The sequence below is a fragment of the Bacteroidota bacterium genome, assembly GCA_018692315.1.
GTDB lineage: Bacteria > Bacteroidota > Bacteroidia > Bacteroidales > JABHKC01 > JABHKC01.
Genome location: JABHKC010000039.1, coordinates 1 through 19,702, shown reverse-complemented (window position 1 = coordinate 19,702; position 19,702 = coordinate 1). Strand labels below are relative to the sequence as shown.

General features: G+C 31.2%; 13 protein-coding genes. 6 read left to right on the top strand and 7 right to left on the bottom strand.

Translation table 11 applies throughout. The features are described from left to right. Nucleotides 1-167: 167 nt before the first annotated feature. From HN894_03290 to HN894_03270, 5 genes are all read right to left on the bottom strand, one after another. Nucleotides 168-2,033: an ATP-dependent helicase gene (locus HN894_03290; protein ID MBT7142337.1), complete on the bottom strand. Its 1,866-nt coding sequence runs from the start codon at nt 2,031-2,033 to the stop codon at nt 168-170. A 2-nt stretch (nt 2,034-2,035) separates the two neighbouring features. Continuing rightward, a complete protein-coding gene (locus HN894_03285; GenBank protein ID MBT7142336.1) occupies nt 2,036-3,841 on the bottom strand; it encodes an AAA family ATPase in 1,806 nt (601 codons plus the stop codon). Nucleotides 3,842-4,078: 237 nt separating this feature from the next. Further along, nucleotides 4,079-4,666 (bottom strand): non-canonical purine NTP diphosphatase, encoded by a 588-nt coding sequence (locus HN894_03280; protein MBT7142335.1) that lies wholly within the window; start codon nt 4,664-4,666, stop codon nt 4,079-4,081. A gap of 80 nt (nt 4,667-4,746) precedes the next feature. Further along, entirely contained in the window at nt 4,747-6,021 is a 1,275-nt protein-coding gene (locus tag HN894_03275; protein MBT7142334.1) for a methionine adenosyltransferase, read from the bottom strand. A 250-nt stretch (nt 6,022-6,271) separates the two neighbouring features. Further along, on the bottom strand, nt 6,272-8,275 hold the full coding sequence (locus HN894_03270) for a PKD domain-containing protein (GenBank protein MBT7142333.1): 2,004 nt from the start codon (nt 8,273-8,275) through the stop codon (nt 6,272-6,274). Nucleotides 8,276-8,722: 447 nt separating this feature from the next. Here HN894_03270 and HN894_03265 point away from each other — a divergent pair, with 447 nt between their 5' ends. The 4 genes from HN894_03265 (at nt 8,723) to HN894_03250 (ending at nt 12,877) form a co-directional block, all read left to right on the top strand. Continuing rightward, entirely contained in the window at nt 8,723-9,637 is a 915-nt protein-coding gene (locus HN894_03265; protein ID MBT7142332.1) for a DUF3078 domain-containing protein, read from the top strand. Between the two features lie 88 nt (nt 9,638-9,725). Next, entirely contained in the window at nt 9,726-10,763 is a 1,038-nt protein-coding gene (locus HN894_03260; protein ID MBT7142331.1) for a zinc-binding dehydrogenase, read from the top strand. 62 nt (nt 10,764-10,825) lie between these two features. After that, complete coding sequence (locus HN894_03255) at nt 10,826-12,244, top strand: alpha/beta hydrolase (protein MBT7142330.1); 1,419 nt, start codon at nt 10,826-10,828, stop codon at nt 12,242-12,244. 3 nt (nt 12,245-12,247) lie between these two features. Beyond that, nucleotides 12,248-12,877, top strand: coding sequence for an OmpH family outer membrane protein (locus HN894_03250; GenBank protein MBT7142329.1), 630 nt, complete (start codon nt 12,248-12,250; stop codon nt 12,875-12,877). Between the two features lie 61 nt (nt 12,878-12,938). Here the strand turns inward: HN894_03250 and HN894_03245 are convergent, their stop codons facing one another. Together HN894_03245 and HN894_03240 are read right to left on the bottom strand one after the other, a co-directional pair. Next, complete coding sequence (locus tag HN894_03245) at nt 12,939-15,263, bottom strand: UvrD-helicase domain-containing protein (protein MBT7142328.1); 2,325 nt, start codon at nt 15,261-15,263, stop codon at nt 12,939-12,941. Between the two features lie 51 nt (nt 15,264-15,314). Next, nucleotides 15,315-15,902, bottom strand: coding sequence for a phosphatase PAP2 family protein (locus HN894_03240; protein ID MBT7142327.1), 588 nt, complete (start codon nt 15,900-15,902; stop codon nt 15,315-15,317). A 363-nt stretch (nt 15,903-16,265) separates the two neighbouring features. On the opposite strand from HN894_03240, the gene HN894_03235 reads away from it, so the two are divergent. Both HN894_03235 and HN894_03230 read left to right on the top strand, forming a co-directional pair. Then, entirely contained in the window at nt 16,266-16,772 is a 507-nt protein-coding gene (locus HN894_03235) for an O-acetyl-ADP-ribose deacetylase (GenBank protein MBT7142326.1), read from the top strand. A gap of 104 nt (nt 16,773-16,876) precedes the next feature. Next, nucleotides 16,877-19,402, top strand: coding sequence for a response regulator (locus tag HN894_03230; protein ID MBT7142325.1), 2,526 nt, complete (start codon nt 16,877-16,879; stop codon nt 19,400-19,402). The last annotated feature ends 300 nt before the right edge of the window (nt 19,403-19,702 follow it).

Sequence of the window (19,702 nt, the reverse complement as noted above, 5' to 3'; positions counted from 1 at the left end):
AAACATCTCTTTTTGCGATATTTCTATTTTTTTCATTTGTCTAATACAAAAGCATTTACTGCATGAAGAAAATAGAAATATCATCAAAAATAAATTGTTTTATAAAAATTGCCTGTTTTCTTAGAACCACTATATAGCAATAAACCTCAAATAGCAATGAAAAATACTCAAATAATTTCCTCAAGTTTCATTTCTTTAATAAATCTTGATGGTTGATGATTAATAAATCCTTCTCTTGTGTTTTTCAAATTTGTATAGCTTAAAAAAAGCTTCTTTTTAGTTCTTGTTATTGCAACATAACAATTTCTACGCTCTTCTTCTAATGCCTTTCCTTTTGCTCTGAAATCCGGAAATATGCCTTCATTCATTGCTACCAGAAAAACATAATCAAACTCTAATCCTTTGGCTGCATGTCCTGTCAATAATGCAATTCCTTTTTCTGTGATTTTGTTATTTCTTGAAAGTGTAACAAAGTTTAAAAAATTTGATAAACTTTCAGTTTCCACTGATTGTTTAAATTTTCTGTAATATTTTCGTAATGCTTCGGTGTCTTCTTTTACACTACTTTCTTCTTTAATATTGATTTTTTGTGTATAACTATCAAGATGTTTGAAAAAATTATCCTTATCATTTCTAATATTACTAATTAGTTCGATTAAAGGTTTATCCTTGTCAAAAACATCTATGAATTGTTGCAATAATGTAATATTATCATTGTTACTTACCATATCATAATCAAAACTATAAAATTGGCATAAGTTAAATATTGCTATTTTATCATCTTCATTAACAATTGATTTTAGTGCATACATTAACAGATTTATTTCTCTACTTACAAATTTATCTTGTAATGAAGGACTATAAGTAGGAATATTATTTTTATTAAATATTTCTTCAATGCTTTCAAGAATTTTTCTATTTCTTGATATTATTGCACACGAATTATAATCATTAATATCTAATATTTTGTTTTGTATGAAATCAATTTCGTTTTCATTTGTCTGAAATTGATTAACTTCTATTGCTTTTTTTCCATTTTGTTTAATGGTTTTTAACAGGTGTTTTCCACTTAAACGAGATTTATTATTTTTGATTAAATTATTTGCGGCATCAATTATTTGCGTTGGACATCTATATGTTTCGTTTAATTGGATAATTTCAGCATCATACATTTTTTGAAGTTTTAATAAATGCTCAAAGCGTGCATCATTCCATTCATAAATTACTTGGTCTTCGTCTGCTACAATAAATAATTCATCACAAGTATCATTACATAATAATTTTAGTAATTCAAATTGAACCTTGTTTGTATCTTGTCCTTCATCTACAAGTATATGTTTGTATATTTTTTGATAGTCTTTTTTTAAAAAAGGCTTTTCTCTGAATAATTGTATTGTTTTTAGTAACAAATCAGAGAAATCAAGAGCTTTGTATTTTTTTAGTTCTTTTTCGTATATTTCTAAAATAATTCCAATTTCTGGCGAGTATAAATAAGAATTTGAAAAATCGTTTGTTGTAAAAATCTGATTTTTAATTTTTTCGATTTTATAGAATATTTTACTTATGTCTTTTTCAAGTAGAGCTGTATTGTAATATTTTTCAGATAAAATTATTTCTTTGGTTTCTCCTGTTCGTTCTTTTTGAATATATTTTATTATACCATCAAACAATATTTTATATAAATCTTCCTTTTTATCATAAATAATAAAATCAGAGGGGATACCTATGTAGCTACCATAAGATTTTAATGTTTTATATGCGAAACTATGAAATGTGCCGACAAAAACTCTTGAAACTGTTTTTGTATCATTTACTAATTTTTCTACACGTTGCTTCATTTCGTCAGCGGCTTTGTTCGTAAATGTTAATGCAAGTATTTTAAATCGTTCATTAAAACTGTTATTTAAAATATGTGCAATTTTATGAGTTAGTACTTTTGTTTTTCCTGAACCGGGACCGGCTAAAACAATAAGTGAACCTGATGAGTATTCGACAGCTTGCTTTTGATGATTATTTAGAGTTGATATTGTCATTTTTATATTGTTTTACAGTATGCTTTTTCAATTAATAAACGAATGATTTCAGGAATTTCTAATTCTTCTTGAATGATATATTCTGCAAGTTTTTCTGCAATACGAGGTTTACCTATCTTATCTATAAATTTGTTGAGTAATAGTTCTTTGGAATAATTCTCAATATTATCTGTTTCAGATAAATTAGATTTGAATTTTTCTATAAATTTATCAAAAGTGTCTTCTTTGAAAGCCCACTTTATAAAATTTTCAATTGTTTCTGTGCCGTAAAAGTCAAGATAACATTTCTCAAAATCAAAATTTTCAGGTATGAATAATACATTTGATTCTTCATTTTCAAAGTTAAAACCTGAATTATTAATCTGGTTTTTTACTTCTTGTTTTGTATCTAATTCACCATCTGAAAAGATTATCCAATTCATTTTCAGGATATTTGCAAGTTTTAAAAATGCTGAATAATTTTTACCATCACAATTAATAACAGAAATACCAAGTTGTCCAATTGTTTTATTTTTATGGTAAGTGATTATTTGTTCCAAAAACAATTTTTCACTGTCTCCTTCGCATAGAATGAACAAGTTAGAAAAGAAAAGTTCGGGGTGTTTATATTGAGCATATCTTTTTATTAGATGCTCTTCGTAGTCTGCAAGTGTTTTATTTTTTTTGTAAGCTATTGAAGGTAAACCATCAGGCAAATATTTTATAAATTCATCTATTTTTTGTGCCTTTGCTATTCCGTTTTGGTTTCGCAATAATATATAATCGTAAATATCTGTTTGTTCTGCGATAAATGGGGAATGTGTTGAAATTATTTTTTGTCCTTTAAGTTTTTTAATCTCTTCAAATAATTCTCTTTGTGCTTGTGGATGTATATGGGCTTCGGGTTCTTCAATAGCAATTATTGGAAATGCTTCTTTATTTTCTACAATTTTAGGTAGCAATAAATTTATATATGCTTTAAAAATAAGAAATGTCGCAATGTTTTGAGTTCCTGAGCCGTGTTTTGAAACTGGAAGTCCAAGATTTGTTTCCGAATTACGAATAAATATGTCTAATTGGTCTAAAAGCTCCCAGTTTCGTTTTGAAAACGCTTGCAAATATAATTCACCTGTTGATTGGTTAATGTTTTTTTGCAATAAATTTAATTCATTTTTTAATTCGTTTATGTCCGTATGTGATAATAAAAGTTCGTTTATTTTATCAATTTGAGTTTGAAGTTTATTTTGTGTTTCTTCGTCATATTCAATGTCTTTTTTTAGGTCCCCCCAAAAAGATGATTTATAATTAATTTGTTTTTTTATATCTCTGAGGGCATCAAGGTAAAAAAATGGAAAATATGACAGTCTTTGTTTAGACACTTTTAATAAATTATCTTCTATTTTATTTCCCTCATTGTTTTCAAAATATCTATCAATTTCAGTTTCCTTATTTTCAGAGTTATATTTGCAGGAGTATGCTAATTTTATGTATCGTAAAGGTTCTTCGCTCTCTGTTGTCTCTGTGTCATATTGCCAAATTCCTTGAAAATCATCAATTATATTTGATGAAAATCTATCTTTTTTAGTTTCTTTAAATTCAAGTTTTATTTCTAATGGATTAATCGCTTGTGGATTGAATGTATCTGTTGTATAAAAATCATCTTCGGTTGGTCGTTTTCTACCTGTTCTATCTAATGCAAATCTAATGGCTTCAAGAAAAGATGTTTTTCCTGTATTGTTTTTTCCTATCAAAACTGTATTTTCAGTCAGTTTGATTGATGTTTCTTTGTGATTTCTGAAATTTTTAATCTCAATTTTTGTTATTTTCATGAGTACATATTTGTGTTTAATTTTCTATGATATCATTTTATAATAGCAGTAGAAAACAACAATGACTATTATATTTATCTTTATTATATATCAAATCAAAACCATGCATTTTATTTTAACATACCTAATTTAACTTTACAATTCAATTCATGTAATATAAAACAAATATAATGTATTTTTAAACATGAAGTTTATGATGGACGGGAAGAAGCGAATTTCTGTTATTTTGGAGTAAGTTTAAACAGGAAGTTGGAAATTCTTTAGATAGTCAGGAAGTTTTTTAACAGCCAAACCTCTGTGGCTAATTTGATTTTTTTGTTTGAGGGGCATTTCTGCAAAAGACATGGCAAAACCATCCGGTTGAAAAATTGGATCATATCCAAAGCCTGATTTACCGGTTTTATGTTCAAGAATTTTGCCTTTTACAAGTCCGAGGAACTGAACTTCATTTCCATCAATTATTAGAGAAACAACTGTTTTGAAAAAAGCATTACGGTTTTTTATTCCAGATAGTTCTTTTAGAACTTTGTTCATATTATCATCGAAGGTGCAATTTTCTCCGGCATATCTTGCCGAATATACTCCAGGATTTCCGTTAAGTGCCTCAATTTCTAAACCGGTATCATCGGCAAAACAATTTGTTTTAAATTTATTGTAAATGAAAAAAGATTTTTCTCTTGCATTTTCTTCAATTGTTTCATGGGTTTCAGGAATTTCATCGAAAAAATTAAGTTCTTTCAGACTTATTATTTCAAATTCTGAACCTATGGCTTTTTTCACCTCTTGTAGTTTATGTTGATTATTGGTTGCAAATATTAGTTTCATTTTTTAAATAGTTTTAAGATAAAAAAAAGGACAGCAAATTTTGGTGTCCTTTATTGTGAGATTAATTCGAAGTTTAAAATCTAAATTCCAAATTCTTTTTTGATTTTTTCGATATAATCTAATTTTTCCCAAGCAAAAAATTCCACTTCTTTTTTAAAACTTTTGCCATTTGAATTAAATTCCACTTCTTCATTTTTTATATCTCTTCCGAAATGTCCATATGTTGCAGTTTTTAAGAAGATTGGGTTTTTAAGTCCAAATCTGTCAATAATTGCACTAGGCTTCATATCAAAAATTTTGTTGACTTTTTCGGCAATAATACCGTCTTTTAGTTTTTTGCCATTTTCGTCTTTAACTTTGCAAGTTCCGTAGGTATTGATGTATAAACCAACAGGTTCTGCAACGCCAATTGCGTATGCAACCTGCACCAACACTTGATCGGCAACACCTGCTGCAACCATGTTTTTTGCAATATGTCGAGTTGCATATGCAGCCGAACGGTCAACTTTCGATGAATCTTTTCCCGAAAAGGCTCCTCCGCCATGAGCACCCTTTCCTCCGTAAGTGTCCACAATAATTTTTCTGCCGGTTAATCCTGTGTCGCCATGTGGTCCGCCAATAACGAATTTGCCGGTTGGATTAACAAATAATTTAAATTCTTTGTTAAAAAGATTGCTAATTCTTCTTGGCAATGTTCTTTTTACTCTTGGAATCAAAATTTTGATAACATCTTCACGAATTTTGTTAAGCATTTCTTCTTCTTCTGCAAAATCGTCGTGCGATGTAGAAATTACGATAGTGTCAATTCGCGTTGGTTTATGATTGTCGGTATATTCTACAGTAACCTGCGATTTTGAATCAGGTCGCAAATATTTCATTTTTTTCCCTTCACGGCGAATTTCGGCGAGTTCTTGCAGAAAAATATGAGCAAGTTCAATTGGCATAGGCATCAAGTTGTCCATTTCTTTGGTGGCATAGCCGAACATCATACCCTGATCGCCGGCACCTTGTTCTTTAAACAAACCTTTACCTTCGCTCACACCTTGATTTATATCTGGCGATTGGCCATGAATTGTGGACATAACACCGCAAGATTTTGCTTCAAACTGATAATCGGCATTGTTGTAGCCAATTTCTTGAATTACTTTTCGTACTGTATTTTGTACATCTACCCAGGCATTGGTTTTGACCTCGCCACTACAAACCACTAAACCTGTAGTTACTAATGTTTCGCAAGCTACCTTCGATTCCGGATCTTGTTTTAAAAACTCATCTAATAATGCATCTGAAATTTGGTCTGAAATTTTATCAGGGTGTCCTTCCGATACTGATTCTGACGTAAATAAATATCCCATTTTAATAAAATTTAAATTAACATTAACGGGAAATATTGACTGATTGATAGGAGTCATTGCTTTAGCATTTTTTTCCTGTGGTTGCAATCAATCAAATCTTTCCACTTATTTCGTGCAAAGAAAATAATAATTTCTTAACTGCCAAAAAAAAGATACTTAAATCTGCTGGGCTAGTTTTGGCAAGAATAATTAAACTAAATGAAAAAAGACCGGCAAAATGCCAGCCTTTTTCCTACTCTAAAATTCTAAACTATTTGATAAATCTTTTCAGATTTGTATTTTCTTTTTCATCGGATAATCGAATAAAATATACGCCATCATTCCAATTGCTTACATCAACTTGATAGTTTTCGGTTTTCGATTTCTTGTAAATTTGCTTTGAATATACACTTTGTCCGATTGCATTAAAAATGTTCATTTGCATATCTGTTTGAAGGTTTGAGGTGAATGTTACATTCAAAATATCTTTTACAGGGTTTGGATATAAATTAATTTCTCCAAAAGTGTTCAGATTATTTTCTTCAATTCCGGTTGTGAATGTTATTGAATTTCCATTAATTATAATTTCGATATCTTCTATTGTGAAGCTTTCTTCATTAATAGTGAATATTCCTGGAAATGTTTCGTATCCGGTTAGCTCAACGTAGAGCTTATATGTACCATACGGTAGATTATTGAATAGGAAATGTCCAGAAGCATCGGTAGTAATATGAAAAAGTAATTCATCATTTGTGTTCATAAGCAAAATTGAAATATCTTCAACGCTTTCTGTTAGTTTTCTTATATACTTTTCGGAACTTGCTTTTGTATTATTGAAATAAAGCATGCCTGTTATCGAACCTGGTCCCATAAGGGTTGTATTATAGCTATTCATTTGAATATCAGCAAAATTAAAATCTGCATTTAGAAAAATTTCACTTGCAGAAGCCCAATACATTGAATTACCGAAATAAGTTGGGACAACATTAGGATATAGCTGAAAATCTGGAATTGCATAAACAATATATGAGTTTGAATCTAATCCGTTAAAAATGTAATAGCCCTGACTAATCGTTGTAGTGTACATTTGACCGCCTCCAAACAACATTGCAATTCCAGAACTTAATGGGACAGAATCTAAACTTACGATTCCGGAAATTTGGAATGTTTGAACAGATCCTCCTACAATAATAATTTCCTGATAAGTTGCCGAACAACCGCCATTAGCTGTCATAATTGTAAGCGTAACCACATATGTTCCATTCAAAAAGGAATGTGTTGGATTTTGAACGAACGAAGAACTGCCATCACCAAAATCCCAATACCAACTTGTAATTGTTCCAAGTGAGTTTGATTGATCAAAAAACTGATAGAAATTTGACATTCCGGAAGCCGTATCAACATAATAAGTAAACATAGCTTCGCAATTTGGTAGCAAAACGCTGTCAATAATTAAAGTTTCGCAATATGTATCGGTACAACCTGCTGAAGAATAAGTTGTTAAGCAAACATTATAGCTCCCGGGGCCGGGAAACGTATGTTGAGGATTTGGAATATTAGAAGTGGTTCCATCATCGAAATTCCAAACCCAGATTGAAGGAACTGGCCATGAAACATCCATGAATTGTAAGTCATAATTTGTTCCTGCACTACTATAAACGAAATAGGCATCGCAATTGTAATTAATGATTGAATCAATATACACAGTTTGGCACATTGTACTTGTGCAACTATCAGAAGTAAAGATAGTTAAGCATGTATTATATTGTCCGGGTGCAGCAAAAGTATGAATTTGTTGAGGTCCTGATGCTGTGGTTCCATCACCAAAATCCCAAAACCAGGAAACAATATTTCCGGTAGCGGTAGAATTAGAAATAAATGTAACATCCGTTCCGGAGGCAGGGTTTGTTGAATATGTAAAATCAGCATTACAGCTTGTTAGTGCTCCTCCACACATGCTTAAAATTACTTGAAGGTTCATATTACAAGGAAATGTCCAACTCATAGTTTGGCCATTGCAGTCTATAGCTGAAAATGTAATATCTGTTAGCATAGAACAAGAAAATGAAGAATCAGCGAAATAGAACATTCCTGAATTGTTCGTTACAGCAGTTCCTAAAACTAATCCTTGTGTTTGTATAGAAATGGTTTGACTCGGAATTCCAATTCCACTACCATTATTTTCAATTAATTGTCCACTAATAAAAATTTGAGCATTAAGGGTAATTACTCCCAAAATGGCCACTACCATAAGTAAATATTTATTTTTCATCATTTTAGTTTATGTTCAACATTATATACCAAGACTTTTTTAGATTTTGTTTGGTTGCAAATAGCATATTGATTTTTTTGCCTTATTCTGAACAGGCAAGCAAAGAGGATTTTTTCTTAAAATAGAGCCTTTACTCATACAATAAAGAGATTCAAGATTTTCCTCCTAAAATATCAATGAATTTTGACAGAGTAATAGTACTTTTCCATTTAAATGTTTTACAAACTGTTCTGTATTTTGTCCAGTTTCTTGATATTGTAATTTAGAAGTAATTTATTTTGTTCATTAATTTTGGAGTTGCAAAATAATAAAGTTAAGCTCAATCATCAGTAATAAATTGCCAATTGTCAATCAAAAATAGCTAATCATCAATTTTCAAAAATACTTTCCAATAAATTTGCACAATTGTTTTGTCATAGATAATTTTGCAAATTTTTTAATAAGTTGTTTATGAAGAAAATAATTTTGGTATTAGCGATAATTGTATCAGCCGCTTTTCAGTTAGTAGCAAGCGAAAACGATAGCATAAATGTTAATCAACAGGATACTATCAAACATTGGAAATTTGGAGGAATTGGGAGTTTTAATTTTTCACAAGGCTATCAGAAAGATTGGGCTGCAGGTGGTGAAAATTCAGTATCCACACTTACAATCTTTAGTTTGTTTGCAAATTTTACAAATGATAAAATGAAATGGGAAAATACTATTGATGCAAAATATGGTTTATTAAAGTCTGGGGAAGAAAATGATTTTCGAAAAAATGAAGATGTTATCGAAATAAATTCAAAATATGGATATAGCGCAGCTAAAAATTGGTACTACAGTGCGTTATTCAACCTGAAAACTCAAGCAGTGAAAGGATATGAATATCCTAACGATTCTGTAGCAGTTTCAGATTTCTTTGCTCCAGCAAACATTGTTCTAGCTCTCGGAATGGACTTTAAACCTAATGAAAATCTTTCAATTCTATTTTCTCCACTCACATCAAAAACTATTTATGTAAGAGATACAGTTGTGGTTGATCCAACGAAATACGGTATAGATGATGGTAAAAACAGAAAGGATGAAATGGGAGCTTACATAAAATCGCATTTCAAATTTGATTTAACAAAAGACATATTAGTGGAAAATAAGCTTGATTTCTTTTCAAATTTTCTGGAAAGTCCACAAAATATTGATGTAAACTGGGAACTAAACATTGGACTGAAAATAAATTCTCATATGAATACCACAATTTCAACGCATTTGATTTATGATGACGATATTGAAGTTCCGGTTTATGATACTGATGGAGTGAAAATCTCTACTACAAAAAGTATTCAATTTAAGGAAGTTTTGAGTATAGGATTTTCATATAAATTTTGATTGAAATTGGAAAATATTTTGATACCTAATTCCAAATTGCAATATTCTATTTTATTTCGAATAAATAAATTACAAAAATTTTCAATAAATGAAAAACCAAAATTCTTCAAATAAAATGCGAGCGATAGTCTTGAAAGAATATCACACGAATTTGATAAAAGTTTTAAAAAATCTTGAAATAGCTGAAATCGAAATTCCACAACCTATGGGCGATCAGGTTTTAGTGAAAGTTGAGGCTAGTCCATGCAATCCTTCAGATATTGCTTTTATGCGGGGAATGTATAATGTAAAAAAAACACTTCCAAAAGTAATGGGTTTCGAGTGCAGCGGAAAAATAGTATCAACAGGCGATTCTCCCGAAGCATCAATACTTTTGGGCAAAAATGTTAGTTGTTTCTCGCAAGGAAATGAGAATGGGACTTGGGCTGAATATTTTTTAACAAGTGCAAAAAACTGCATACCACTGGTCGAAGAAATTGATATGGACCAGGCTGCATGTTTATCTATAAATCCTTTCACTGCATTTGCCCTTTTCGAACTTGCAAAAGCACGAGGAAGCAAAGCAATAGTGCAGACTGCTGCCGCCGGACAAATTGGGCAAATCGTTCAAAAGTTTGCTATGCAAGAATCTATGGATCTTATCAATATTGTAAGGAAAGATGCTCATGTAGAAGAACTGAAGAATGCCGGTGCAAAATATGTTTTGAATCTCCTTGATGAAAAATTTAATATTGAATTTGCTGAATTGTGCGAAAAACTGAATCCCACAACTGTATTTGAAGCAGTGGGAGGCGAAACAACCGGGAATATTCTTAATTTGATGCCAGAAAATTCGCAAGTGGTAGTTTACGGAGGACTATCGGGCGACAATATTGGAGGAATTGATGTTTTGCAAACAATCTTTCACAATAAATCTATAATTGGTTTCAATCTGAACGATTTTATAGAAAATCAATCAGCTGATGATTTCGAAAAAATCTCTCTTCAACTTCAAAACAAAATAATTGAAAAACAGATAGAAACGAAAATTCAAAAAGCTATAAAACTTGATGGTATCGTTCGAGGACTATTACAATATATGTCGAAAATGTCTGATGGTAAAATTCTAATTAAACCATTTTTATAATTTTTTTGGAAATATTTGGTTGATTTTCCAGAAGCTGATTTTTTAATTTTAAATATATTTTGATGAAAAGGCTAATTTTTTCATTTTTAATTATTTCTTCTTTAGTTTGTAATAATAGAAATGCGTATTCTCAGTCCATTGTTGGCAATTGGCTTGGCTCTTTGGATGTTGGAGGAACAGAGCTGCGCTTGGTTTTAAAAGTTTCTTTGAACAAGTCTGATTCTTTAATTGCATCACTTGATAGTCCTGACCAAGGGGCTAAAGATATTGAAGTAAATTTCATTGAATTGAAAAATGACACCTTAGTACTAAAACTAAAATCGATTTATTCAAAATACCTTGGTCGAATTAATGAAGATTTTGACAAGCTTGAAGGAACTTGGTATCAAGGTTTTTCTGCATTGCCTTTAAATTTTCAGAAGGTAGATTCTTTGCCTGCAATTAAGAGACCTCAGGAACCTAAACCTCCATTTCCATATATTGAAAATGAAGTTTTTTTTAAGAATAAGGATGCAGACCTTACTCTTGCCGGAACTTTAACTTTCCCCGACAGAGGCATGAAATTTCCTGCTATAATTTTAATTTCGGGTTCCGGAGCTCAAAATCGCGATGAAGAAATTCTTGGACATAAACCATTTTTAGTGATTGCAGATTATCTTACGAGAAATGGATTTGCCGTGCTTCGGTACGACGACCGAGGTTTTGGCGAATCGACAGGAGATTTTGCCACTGCAACAACCGAAAACTTTGCCAGCGACACAAAAGCTGCAATAAAATTTCTTCAAAATCATAAAAAAATAGATGCAGGAAAAATTGTATTAATTGGCCATAGCGAAGGTGGAATGATTGCTTCTATGATTGCTGCAAAAAATGAAAATTTGGCCGGTGTAGTTTTGCTTGCAGCCCCCGGAATTGTCGGCAAAGATATTTTGCTTAAGCAGACAGAAGAAATAAAACGGATCGGTGGAGAAAGTGAAAAAGAAATTAGAAAGTCGGTGAAAATTTCAAAAAAGATATATGCTGTTGTTTCAAACGATTTGGATTATGAAAAGGCAGCAAAAAAAATAAGGAAAATATATTTGAGTTATTCGCATGGAATGGACGATTCTGAAAAAAGAAAAAACGGACTTTCGTCAGACCAAATTGAATTGACTATCAGACAGATACTTTCACCCTGGTTTGTGTATTTTTTGAAGCTCGATCCACAAGAATATTTGCAAAAAACTCGCTGTCCGGTTTTGGCAATAAATGGAAGTAAGGATTTACAGGTTGATGCAAAAACCAACCTTCAAGCAATTGAAAAAGCGTTGAAAATTGGCGGAAATTCAAACTATAAAATTTTGGAAATGCCTGGTTTAAATCATCTGTTTCAAACTGCTGAAACTGGTGCTCCTTCAGAGTATTCAAAAATTGAAGAAACATTTTCGGAAAATGTGCTAAGTATAATTAATAAATGGTTGAACGAACAATTAAAAAAATAATTTATGAAAAATCTATCTGTTGTTTTAAATGTAGTATTGTTAGTTGCGGTTATTGTCCTTTATGTCTTTCATTTCAGTGAAAAAACTGAAAATGTGGAAATGAAAGCTACTCCTAAAATGATAGTTGACAATAATATGCAAGAAAGAGCTGCATCAATTGTTTTTGTAAATACCGATTCTTTGCTTATGAATTATAAGTTTGCGCTTGAACTTCAGGATAAATTAGTTGAGCGAAAAATTTCATTTGAAAACGATTTTCAAAATAAGATGCGCGATTTTGAAGGAAAATATATTGAGTTTCAAAATAAAGCACAACGAAGAGGTTTTTTGACTGCTGCCAGCGAAGAAAATCAAAGGATTGAATTGCAAAAACAGCAAGAAGAATTGCAAATTTTGCAAGAAGATTTATCAAATAGATTTTTAAATGAGCAAGCCAAAATGAATTTACAATTGCTCGATACTGTTTCAAACTATCTTGAAGAGTATAATGAAGATTTCAATTATCAATTCATTTTAAATCATGTCCTTGGCGGGAACATTTTGCTTGCTAACCAATCACTGGATATTACCGATACAGTTATTAAAGTTTTGAATGATAGGTATTTTGATACAGAAAAATCGGATTCGAAATAGAATAAATTCTATTTTCAAAATAGTAGGGCAGAATTATTGGATGTAGTTTTTCTGTTTTGTTTCAACCAACAACTTTCAATTTAGCAAATTTCAACAAAAGAGTTTTGTTTCCTTCCGATGGAAAATATACGATTACTTTGGTGTTTGGCGGGTTTCCTTCAATGTTTATTACTTTGCCTTTACCAAAACGATCGTGTTCTACTGTCATCCCAATTTGAAATTTATTATCATTGTTTGCTGAGGCTTGGCTTATGTTGGGACTACTGTCAATTTTTGTGTAATTTTTATTTGAGCCGAATGACGGGGTACTTTTCGTATAAGTTGGTTTTTCAGAAGTTCGTTCCCTAAAATTCGTTTTTGACGATGATGCAAATGAGTTAAATTTATTTTCCCAATTGCCTGCATTTGATTTTGCAGAATGCTGTTTGTTACTTTCAACAAATTGAGAATCTATTTCATCTATAAATCTGCTTTTGTTAGAATCTACAACTTTCCCCCATTTATATCGTGATTTTGCGTATGAAATAGTCAAATTTTGTTCGGCACGAGTTATAGCTACATAAAAAAGCCTTCTTTCTTCTTCAATATCTTTTTCCGATTCTATCATCATCGACGATGGGAAAAGGTTTTCTTCGAGTCCTACAACATAAACATTTTTAAACTCCAAACCTTTTGCAGAATGGATGGTCATTAAGCTAACTTTGTCGAAATCCTCTTCTTTTTCTTTGTCGGTATTGGTGAGCAGTGAAACATTTTGAATGTAATCTTCCAATTTAATTACTTGATTTTCGTCTTGATTGTTTGCCACAAAATCTTGAATACTATTTACTAATTCTTCAATATTTTGCAATCTGCCCATACTTTCAATAAGAGTATTATCTCCTTTTACTTCGCCAATAATATTGCTTTTTTTCATTATATATTCAGCAGTAATGTAGGCATCATTCTCTTTTGAAAACTCGACAAAATCCTTAATCAACTCGACAAAAAGAAGAATTTTATTCTGTGTATTTTTGTTTATTTTTAAATCGTGCTCATCTATTTTTTGTAGTAAAGCCCAGATTGAGATATTGTGATTAATTGAATATTTTTCGATTTTATCGACTGTAGTTTTTCCTATTTTTCGTGAAGGATAGTTTATTATTCGTTTAAATGCTTCTACATCAAGAGGATTTATCACAAAACGAAAATATGAAATCATATCTTTAATCTCTTTTCGTTGATAAAAAGACAGACCTCCATAAATTTTGTAAGGAATATTCAATCGCCGAAGAGCTTCTTCAAAAATTCTTGACTGAGCATTTGTACGGTACAGAATTGCATAGTCTCTGTAATCAAAATATGTTGAAAGTTTTGTGTCGGCGATAGAATTTGAAACAAATCGCCCTTCGTCTTTATCGGTCAATGAGTTATAAATTTTAATTTTTCCTCCAATCTGATTTTTCGAAAATACACTTTTTGGGATTTGTCTTCTATTTCTTTTTATTAAACTATTTGCTGCATTTACAATAGTTTGTGTCGATCTATAGTTTTGTTCAAGCTTAAAAACCTGATGTTCGGGATAATTCTTTTTGAAATTTAAAATATTTTCGATTTTTGCTCCTCGAAACGAATAAATGCTTTGTGCATCGTCGCCAACCACACAAATATTATTGTGCAATTCGGCAAGCTTTTTAACTATTAAATATTGTGTGAAATTTGTGTCTTGATATTCGTCAACCAAAATATATTTGAAGAGGTTTTGATATTTTTTTAAAGTCTCCGGGAAATCTCTAAAAAGAAATATGGTATTCATCAACAAATCATCGAAATCCATTGCACCGGCTTTTTTGCATCTGTCAGTATATACATGGTAAATTCTGTAGTTTTCATTTTGTCGTCTCATTTTGTCGTACGAAATTATTTGTTCGTTTTGCTCATATTCATGGGGAGACAACATATTGTTTTTGGCTTTCGAAATACGCCCTAGAATCTCAGCCGGCTTATAAAGCTGATTGTCTAAACTTAAATCTTCGATAATTGTTTTCAAAAGATTTTTCGAATCAAGAGTATCGTAAATCGAAAAATTGGTTGGGTAATTCAATTTCTCGGCTTCCTGACGTAAAATACTTGCAAATTTGGAATGAAAAGTCCCCATCCATAAATATCTCGCAACATCATTTCCTACCACCGAAGCAATTCTTTCTTTCATTTCTTTGGCTGCTTTGTTGGTAAAAGTCAGTGCCAATATTGCTGAAGGCGGTACTCCTTTATTCAATAAATGTACAATTCGGTAGGTAAGTACTCGTGTTTTTCCGGAGCCTGCTCCAGCAATTATCAAGGAAGCACCTTCATAATTTACTACCGCCTCTCTTTGATTTGTATTTAATTTTTCTAAATAATTCACTGTCAAAAATTTGTTATAAAACTGAAATTTACAAAAATACACTTACAATACTCAATTTTCAATACTCAATTGATTTATCCATTTTCTTTCAAAAAAGTTATAAATGTAAAAGACTAAAAAACCTAAAAGTAAACCAAGGATTGCACCACCAACAACATCGCCCGGATAATGAACTCCAAGATAAATTCTACTGTACGAAACTATTGATGCCCAGGCTATTATTAGAATAGTATAATAAAGTTTACGAAAAAAAATAGCTGAGAATAAAGCAAACGAAAATGTGTTTGCTGCATGAGAAGAAACAAAACCATATTTCCCACCACATTTGTTTTTTACGATATGTACTATTTCCGAAATATCAGGATTATGACACGGACGCAAGCGTTCGAAAACTTCTTTGAAAAGATGAACCGATATTTGATCTGCCAAAACTATCATCAAAATCAAAGCAAATAGTGTAAAGAATCCTTTCCATTTTTTTTCTTTAAAGATAAAAAACAAAACAAATAAGTATAAAGGAATCCAAGTGTATGTAGCACTAATCCACCACATTATATCATCCCACAAAGGCGAATGAAAACTATTTAAGACAAGAAATAGTTTTGTGTCCCAAAAATTTATGTATTCTAACAATTTCAAATTATTGATTTTTGGCAAATTTATGTTTTTTTTCTAATTTGTGATTTTGAAAATTGCATATTTCTAATATTCGGAATTGTAACTATTCAGTGTGTTTAAATTGTTGAATTTAGGATTGTTGTGGAATTTATTTTAATCGCAAAAAACGCTAAGTTATTGAATATGTTTTCTTTGCGAAACATTGCTATTTACATAGCGACCTTTGCGTTTAGATTATTTATTTTGTTTTAGTTTAGCATATTACAATTTATTATCATACACTGATTTGTTGCTTGGAATTTAATAAATCAATGCAAAAAAATTTGCTTTATTTTTGTTAGAATTATGAAATTGTTTTGAGTAGAAGATTTTAAAATTAAGTTTATGAAAAAAATTGAACTTTTTGGAGGAGATATAACAAAACTTAAAGTTGATGCTATTGTGAATGCTGCAAATACATCGCTTTTGGGCGGTGGGGGAGTGGATGGTGCAATTCACCGAGCAGCAGGAAAAGAACTTTTAGATGAATGTAAAACTTTAAATGGCTGTCATACGGGCGAAGCAAAACTAACTAAAGGATATAATATTCCGGCAAAATTCGTTGTTCATACAGTTGGACCTGTTTGGTATGGTGGGAAAAACAATGAAACAGAACAATTGGCAAACTGCTATAAAAACAGTCTTGCTATTGCAGAAGAAAACGAAATCTCGACAATTGCATTTCCGAATATCAGCACCGGAGTTTACAAATTTCCTAAAGAAAAAGCTGCACAGCTTGCTATTTCAACTGTTAAAAATTTTCTCAAGAACAGCGATAAGATTGAAAAAGTAATATTTGCAGTTTTTGATGACGAAAACTATTCTTTGTATCAAAGGTATTTAAACGATTAAAAAATCAGATTTCTCTAATTGAAATAATAGTAATATTTTGCAGGCTGAAAAATGGAAGAATTGGTTATTTGTTGAAATTATTGAAAAAAACTACTTATTGAAATATGGGCGACATAGAAAATATATATAGTGATAATTCAGAAGAAAATGAGGAATTAAGTTTTGAATCGGATGCCTCCGATGATTTGTTCGATGGAGAAAATCAAGAAGATGATTTGAGTTTTGAAGAAGAACCGGAAATTTCCGATGACATTGAAGCAACTGAAATTCCTTTGGGAACTCTTGATACGAAATCGAAATATTGGAAGATTCTAATTGTTGATGACGATGAAGGAGTTCATGCTGTAACGAAATTGACACTTGATGATTTTGTTTTTAATAATAAAAAACTTGTAATTCTTGATGCTTATTCTGCACAAGAAGCAAAAGAGTTGTTAGCCAAGCACAAAGATATAGCCTTGATTTTGCTCGATGTTGTTATGGAAACCAGTCAGGCCGGACTAAATTTGGTTAAATATATTCGCAAAGAAATTGAGAACGATTATGTTCGGATTGTGCTACGGACAGGCCAACCCGGCGAAGCTCCCGAGAAAAAAGTGATAGTCGATTACGACATAAACGATTATAAAACAAAAACGGAACTTACTGCTGATAAAATATTTACGATAGTAGTTGCAAGCCTGCGAACTTACGATATTATGCTTAATATCAAGCAAGTGAACGAACAATTGGGCGATGAAATTGATGAGAGAAAAAAATCGGAGAAAAAGTATAAAAGTATTTTCGATAATGCCTCTGAAGGAATTTATCAAACCAATGCTGAAGGAGAATTAATGATTGTTAATCAGGCATTTGCACAAATATTTGGCTACGATGAACCAGAATTTTGCATGACAGAAATGAACAAGATTGGAAAAAAATCATATATTGATGCAAAATTTCACAGCGAAATAGCTAAAATATTAGAAGACAAAGGAGAGCTAAAATCAATTGAAACCATAGGAAACAAAAATAATAATGAATTAATTAATCTCTCGTTGAGTGAGCATCCGGTTTTCGATGAGGAAGGGAAACTTCTTTATTTCGAGGGAGTTATCGAAGATATTACCGAAAGGAAAAAAGCCGAAATCCTAAAAATTGAAAAAAATGCTGCAGAACAAGCAGCGAAGAGTAAAAGCGAATTTCTTGCAAATATGAGCCACGAAATTCGGACACCAATGAATGCAGTAATTGGTTTTACCGACCTTTTGGATTTTCACATTAAGGATGAAAAATTGCGGGTTTACTTAAATTCAATAAAATCATCAGGGAAAACCCTTATCACTTTGATTAACGATATCCTTGACCTTTCAAAAATTGAAGCCGGTAAATTGGAATTAAAATTCGAAGCAGTAAATTTGAGTTCGCTCTTCAACGATGTAAGAAATATTTTTTCAATAAAATTGAATGAAAAAGGATTAGATTTTTTTATTGAGCTTGATAAAAAATTGCCAACTTTTGTTTCTCTCGACGAAGTAAGAACCCGTCAGATTTTATTAAATTTAATCGGTAATGCAGTGAAATTTACCGAGAATGGTCATATAAAAATTATTGCTGATAAGGTTGAAAATCAGAATTATGACAATGAAAATGGTAACACTATCGACCTGAAAATTGCTGTTGAAGATACAGGAATTGGAATTCCACCCGATCAGCAAAATAAAATTTTTGAAGCTTTCAAACAAGTTGAAGGACAAAGCACACGCAAATATGGCGGAACAGGATTAGGACTTTCAATTACCAAACGTTTTGTTGAAATGATGAATGGTAGAATTTCTGTTTCAAGCATCAATCAAGAGGGAAGTACTTTTAGTTTTATTCTGCGTAATGTGTCGGTCGAATCTTCTGATAATCAAGGTAGTTTGGAAAAAAGTATAATGAATTTTGCTAGTATAAAATTCGAAAACAAAAATATCCTGATTGCAGACGATACCGAAACCAACCGAAAATTGCTTAACGAAATGTTGTCGAATGCAGATGCACAACTATTTGAAGCTGTGGATGGTAAAACAGCTATTGACAGCACCAGAGCAAATATGCCGGACATAATTTTAATGGATATAAAAATGCCGGTAATGGATGGTTTTGAGGCTATAAAAATTCTAAAATCCGACGATACATTAAAGAATATTCCAGTAATTGCAATTACAGCTTCGGTTCTTACTCAGGACATTGATATGATTACCAAAGCCGGATTTGACGATTTTCTTAGAAAACCAATTCAAATGAACGAATTGTTCGAGAAGATGGCACAATTTATTGAATATGAGCTTGTGGAAGAAAATATTCAGGCTGAAACTGATGATACTTTGGAAATTCCACCTCAGATAGCTGAAAAGTTGCCAGAAATAATTGCTGAAATTGAAAGTGAATTTATTCCTGAATGGGAAGAAATAAGAGTGAAATTGCCTACCAGAAATATTAAAGATTTTGGTAAAAAAGTATTAAGCCTTGGCAACGATCACCAACTTAATGTACTTATTAAATTTGGAAACGATATTGAAGATTTTTCTAAGAATTTCGATATTGAGAATATGAGGTCCTGCTTTTTGAGTTTTTCAGAAATTGTTGAAAAATTGAAGGCATTTTAAGCCGTAATATTCATCATTAAAATTATCTTCCCAAAATTAGTTTCCTGCTTGGACAAAAATTGATATGGTATTAAATAGTAAAGGAAAAATGATTACAATTGATTTCATTTAGGCTAAATCTTTTTTTGAGGTGCTGGAAAATAACTTTCATCCTATAATTAGTGCCACTAAGAAAACACCACTTTTCTCAAATGTTACAAATTTAGTTTGACTCGAAATTACAAAAAAATCTAAAAAAAATCTAAATCTGATCAGAAATGAAAATCCTTGCTAAATTTTTGAAATTTTAATGGCATTTTT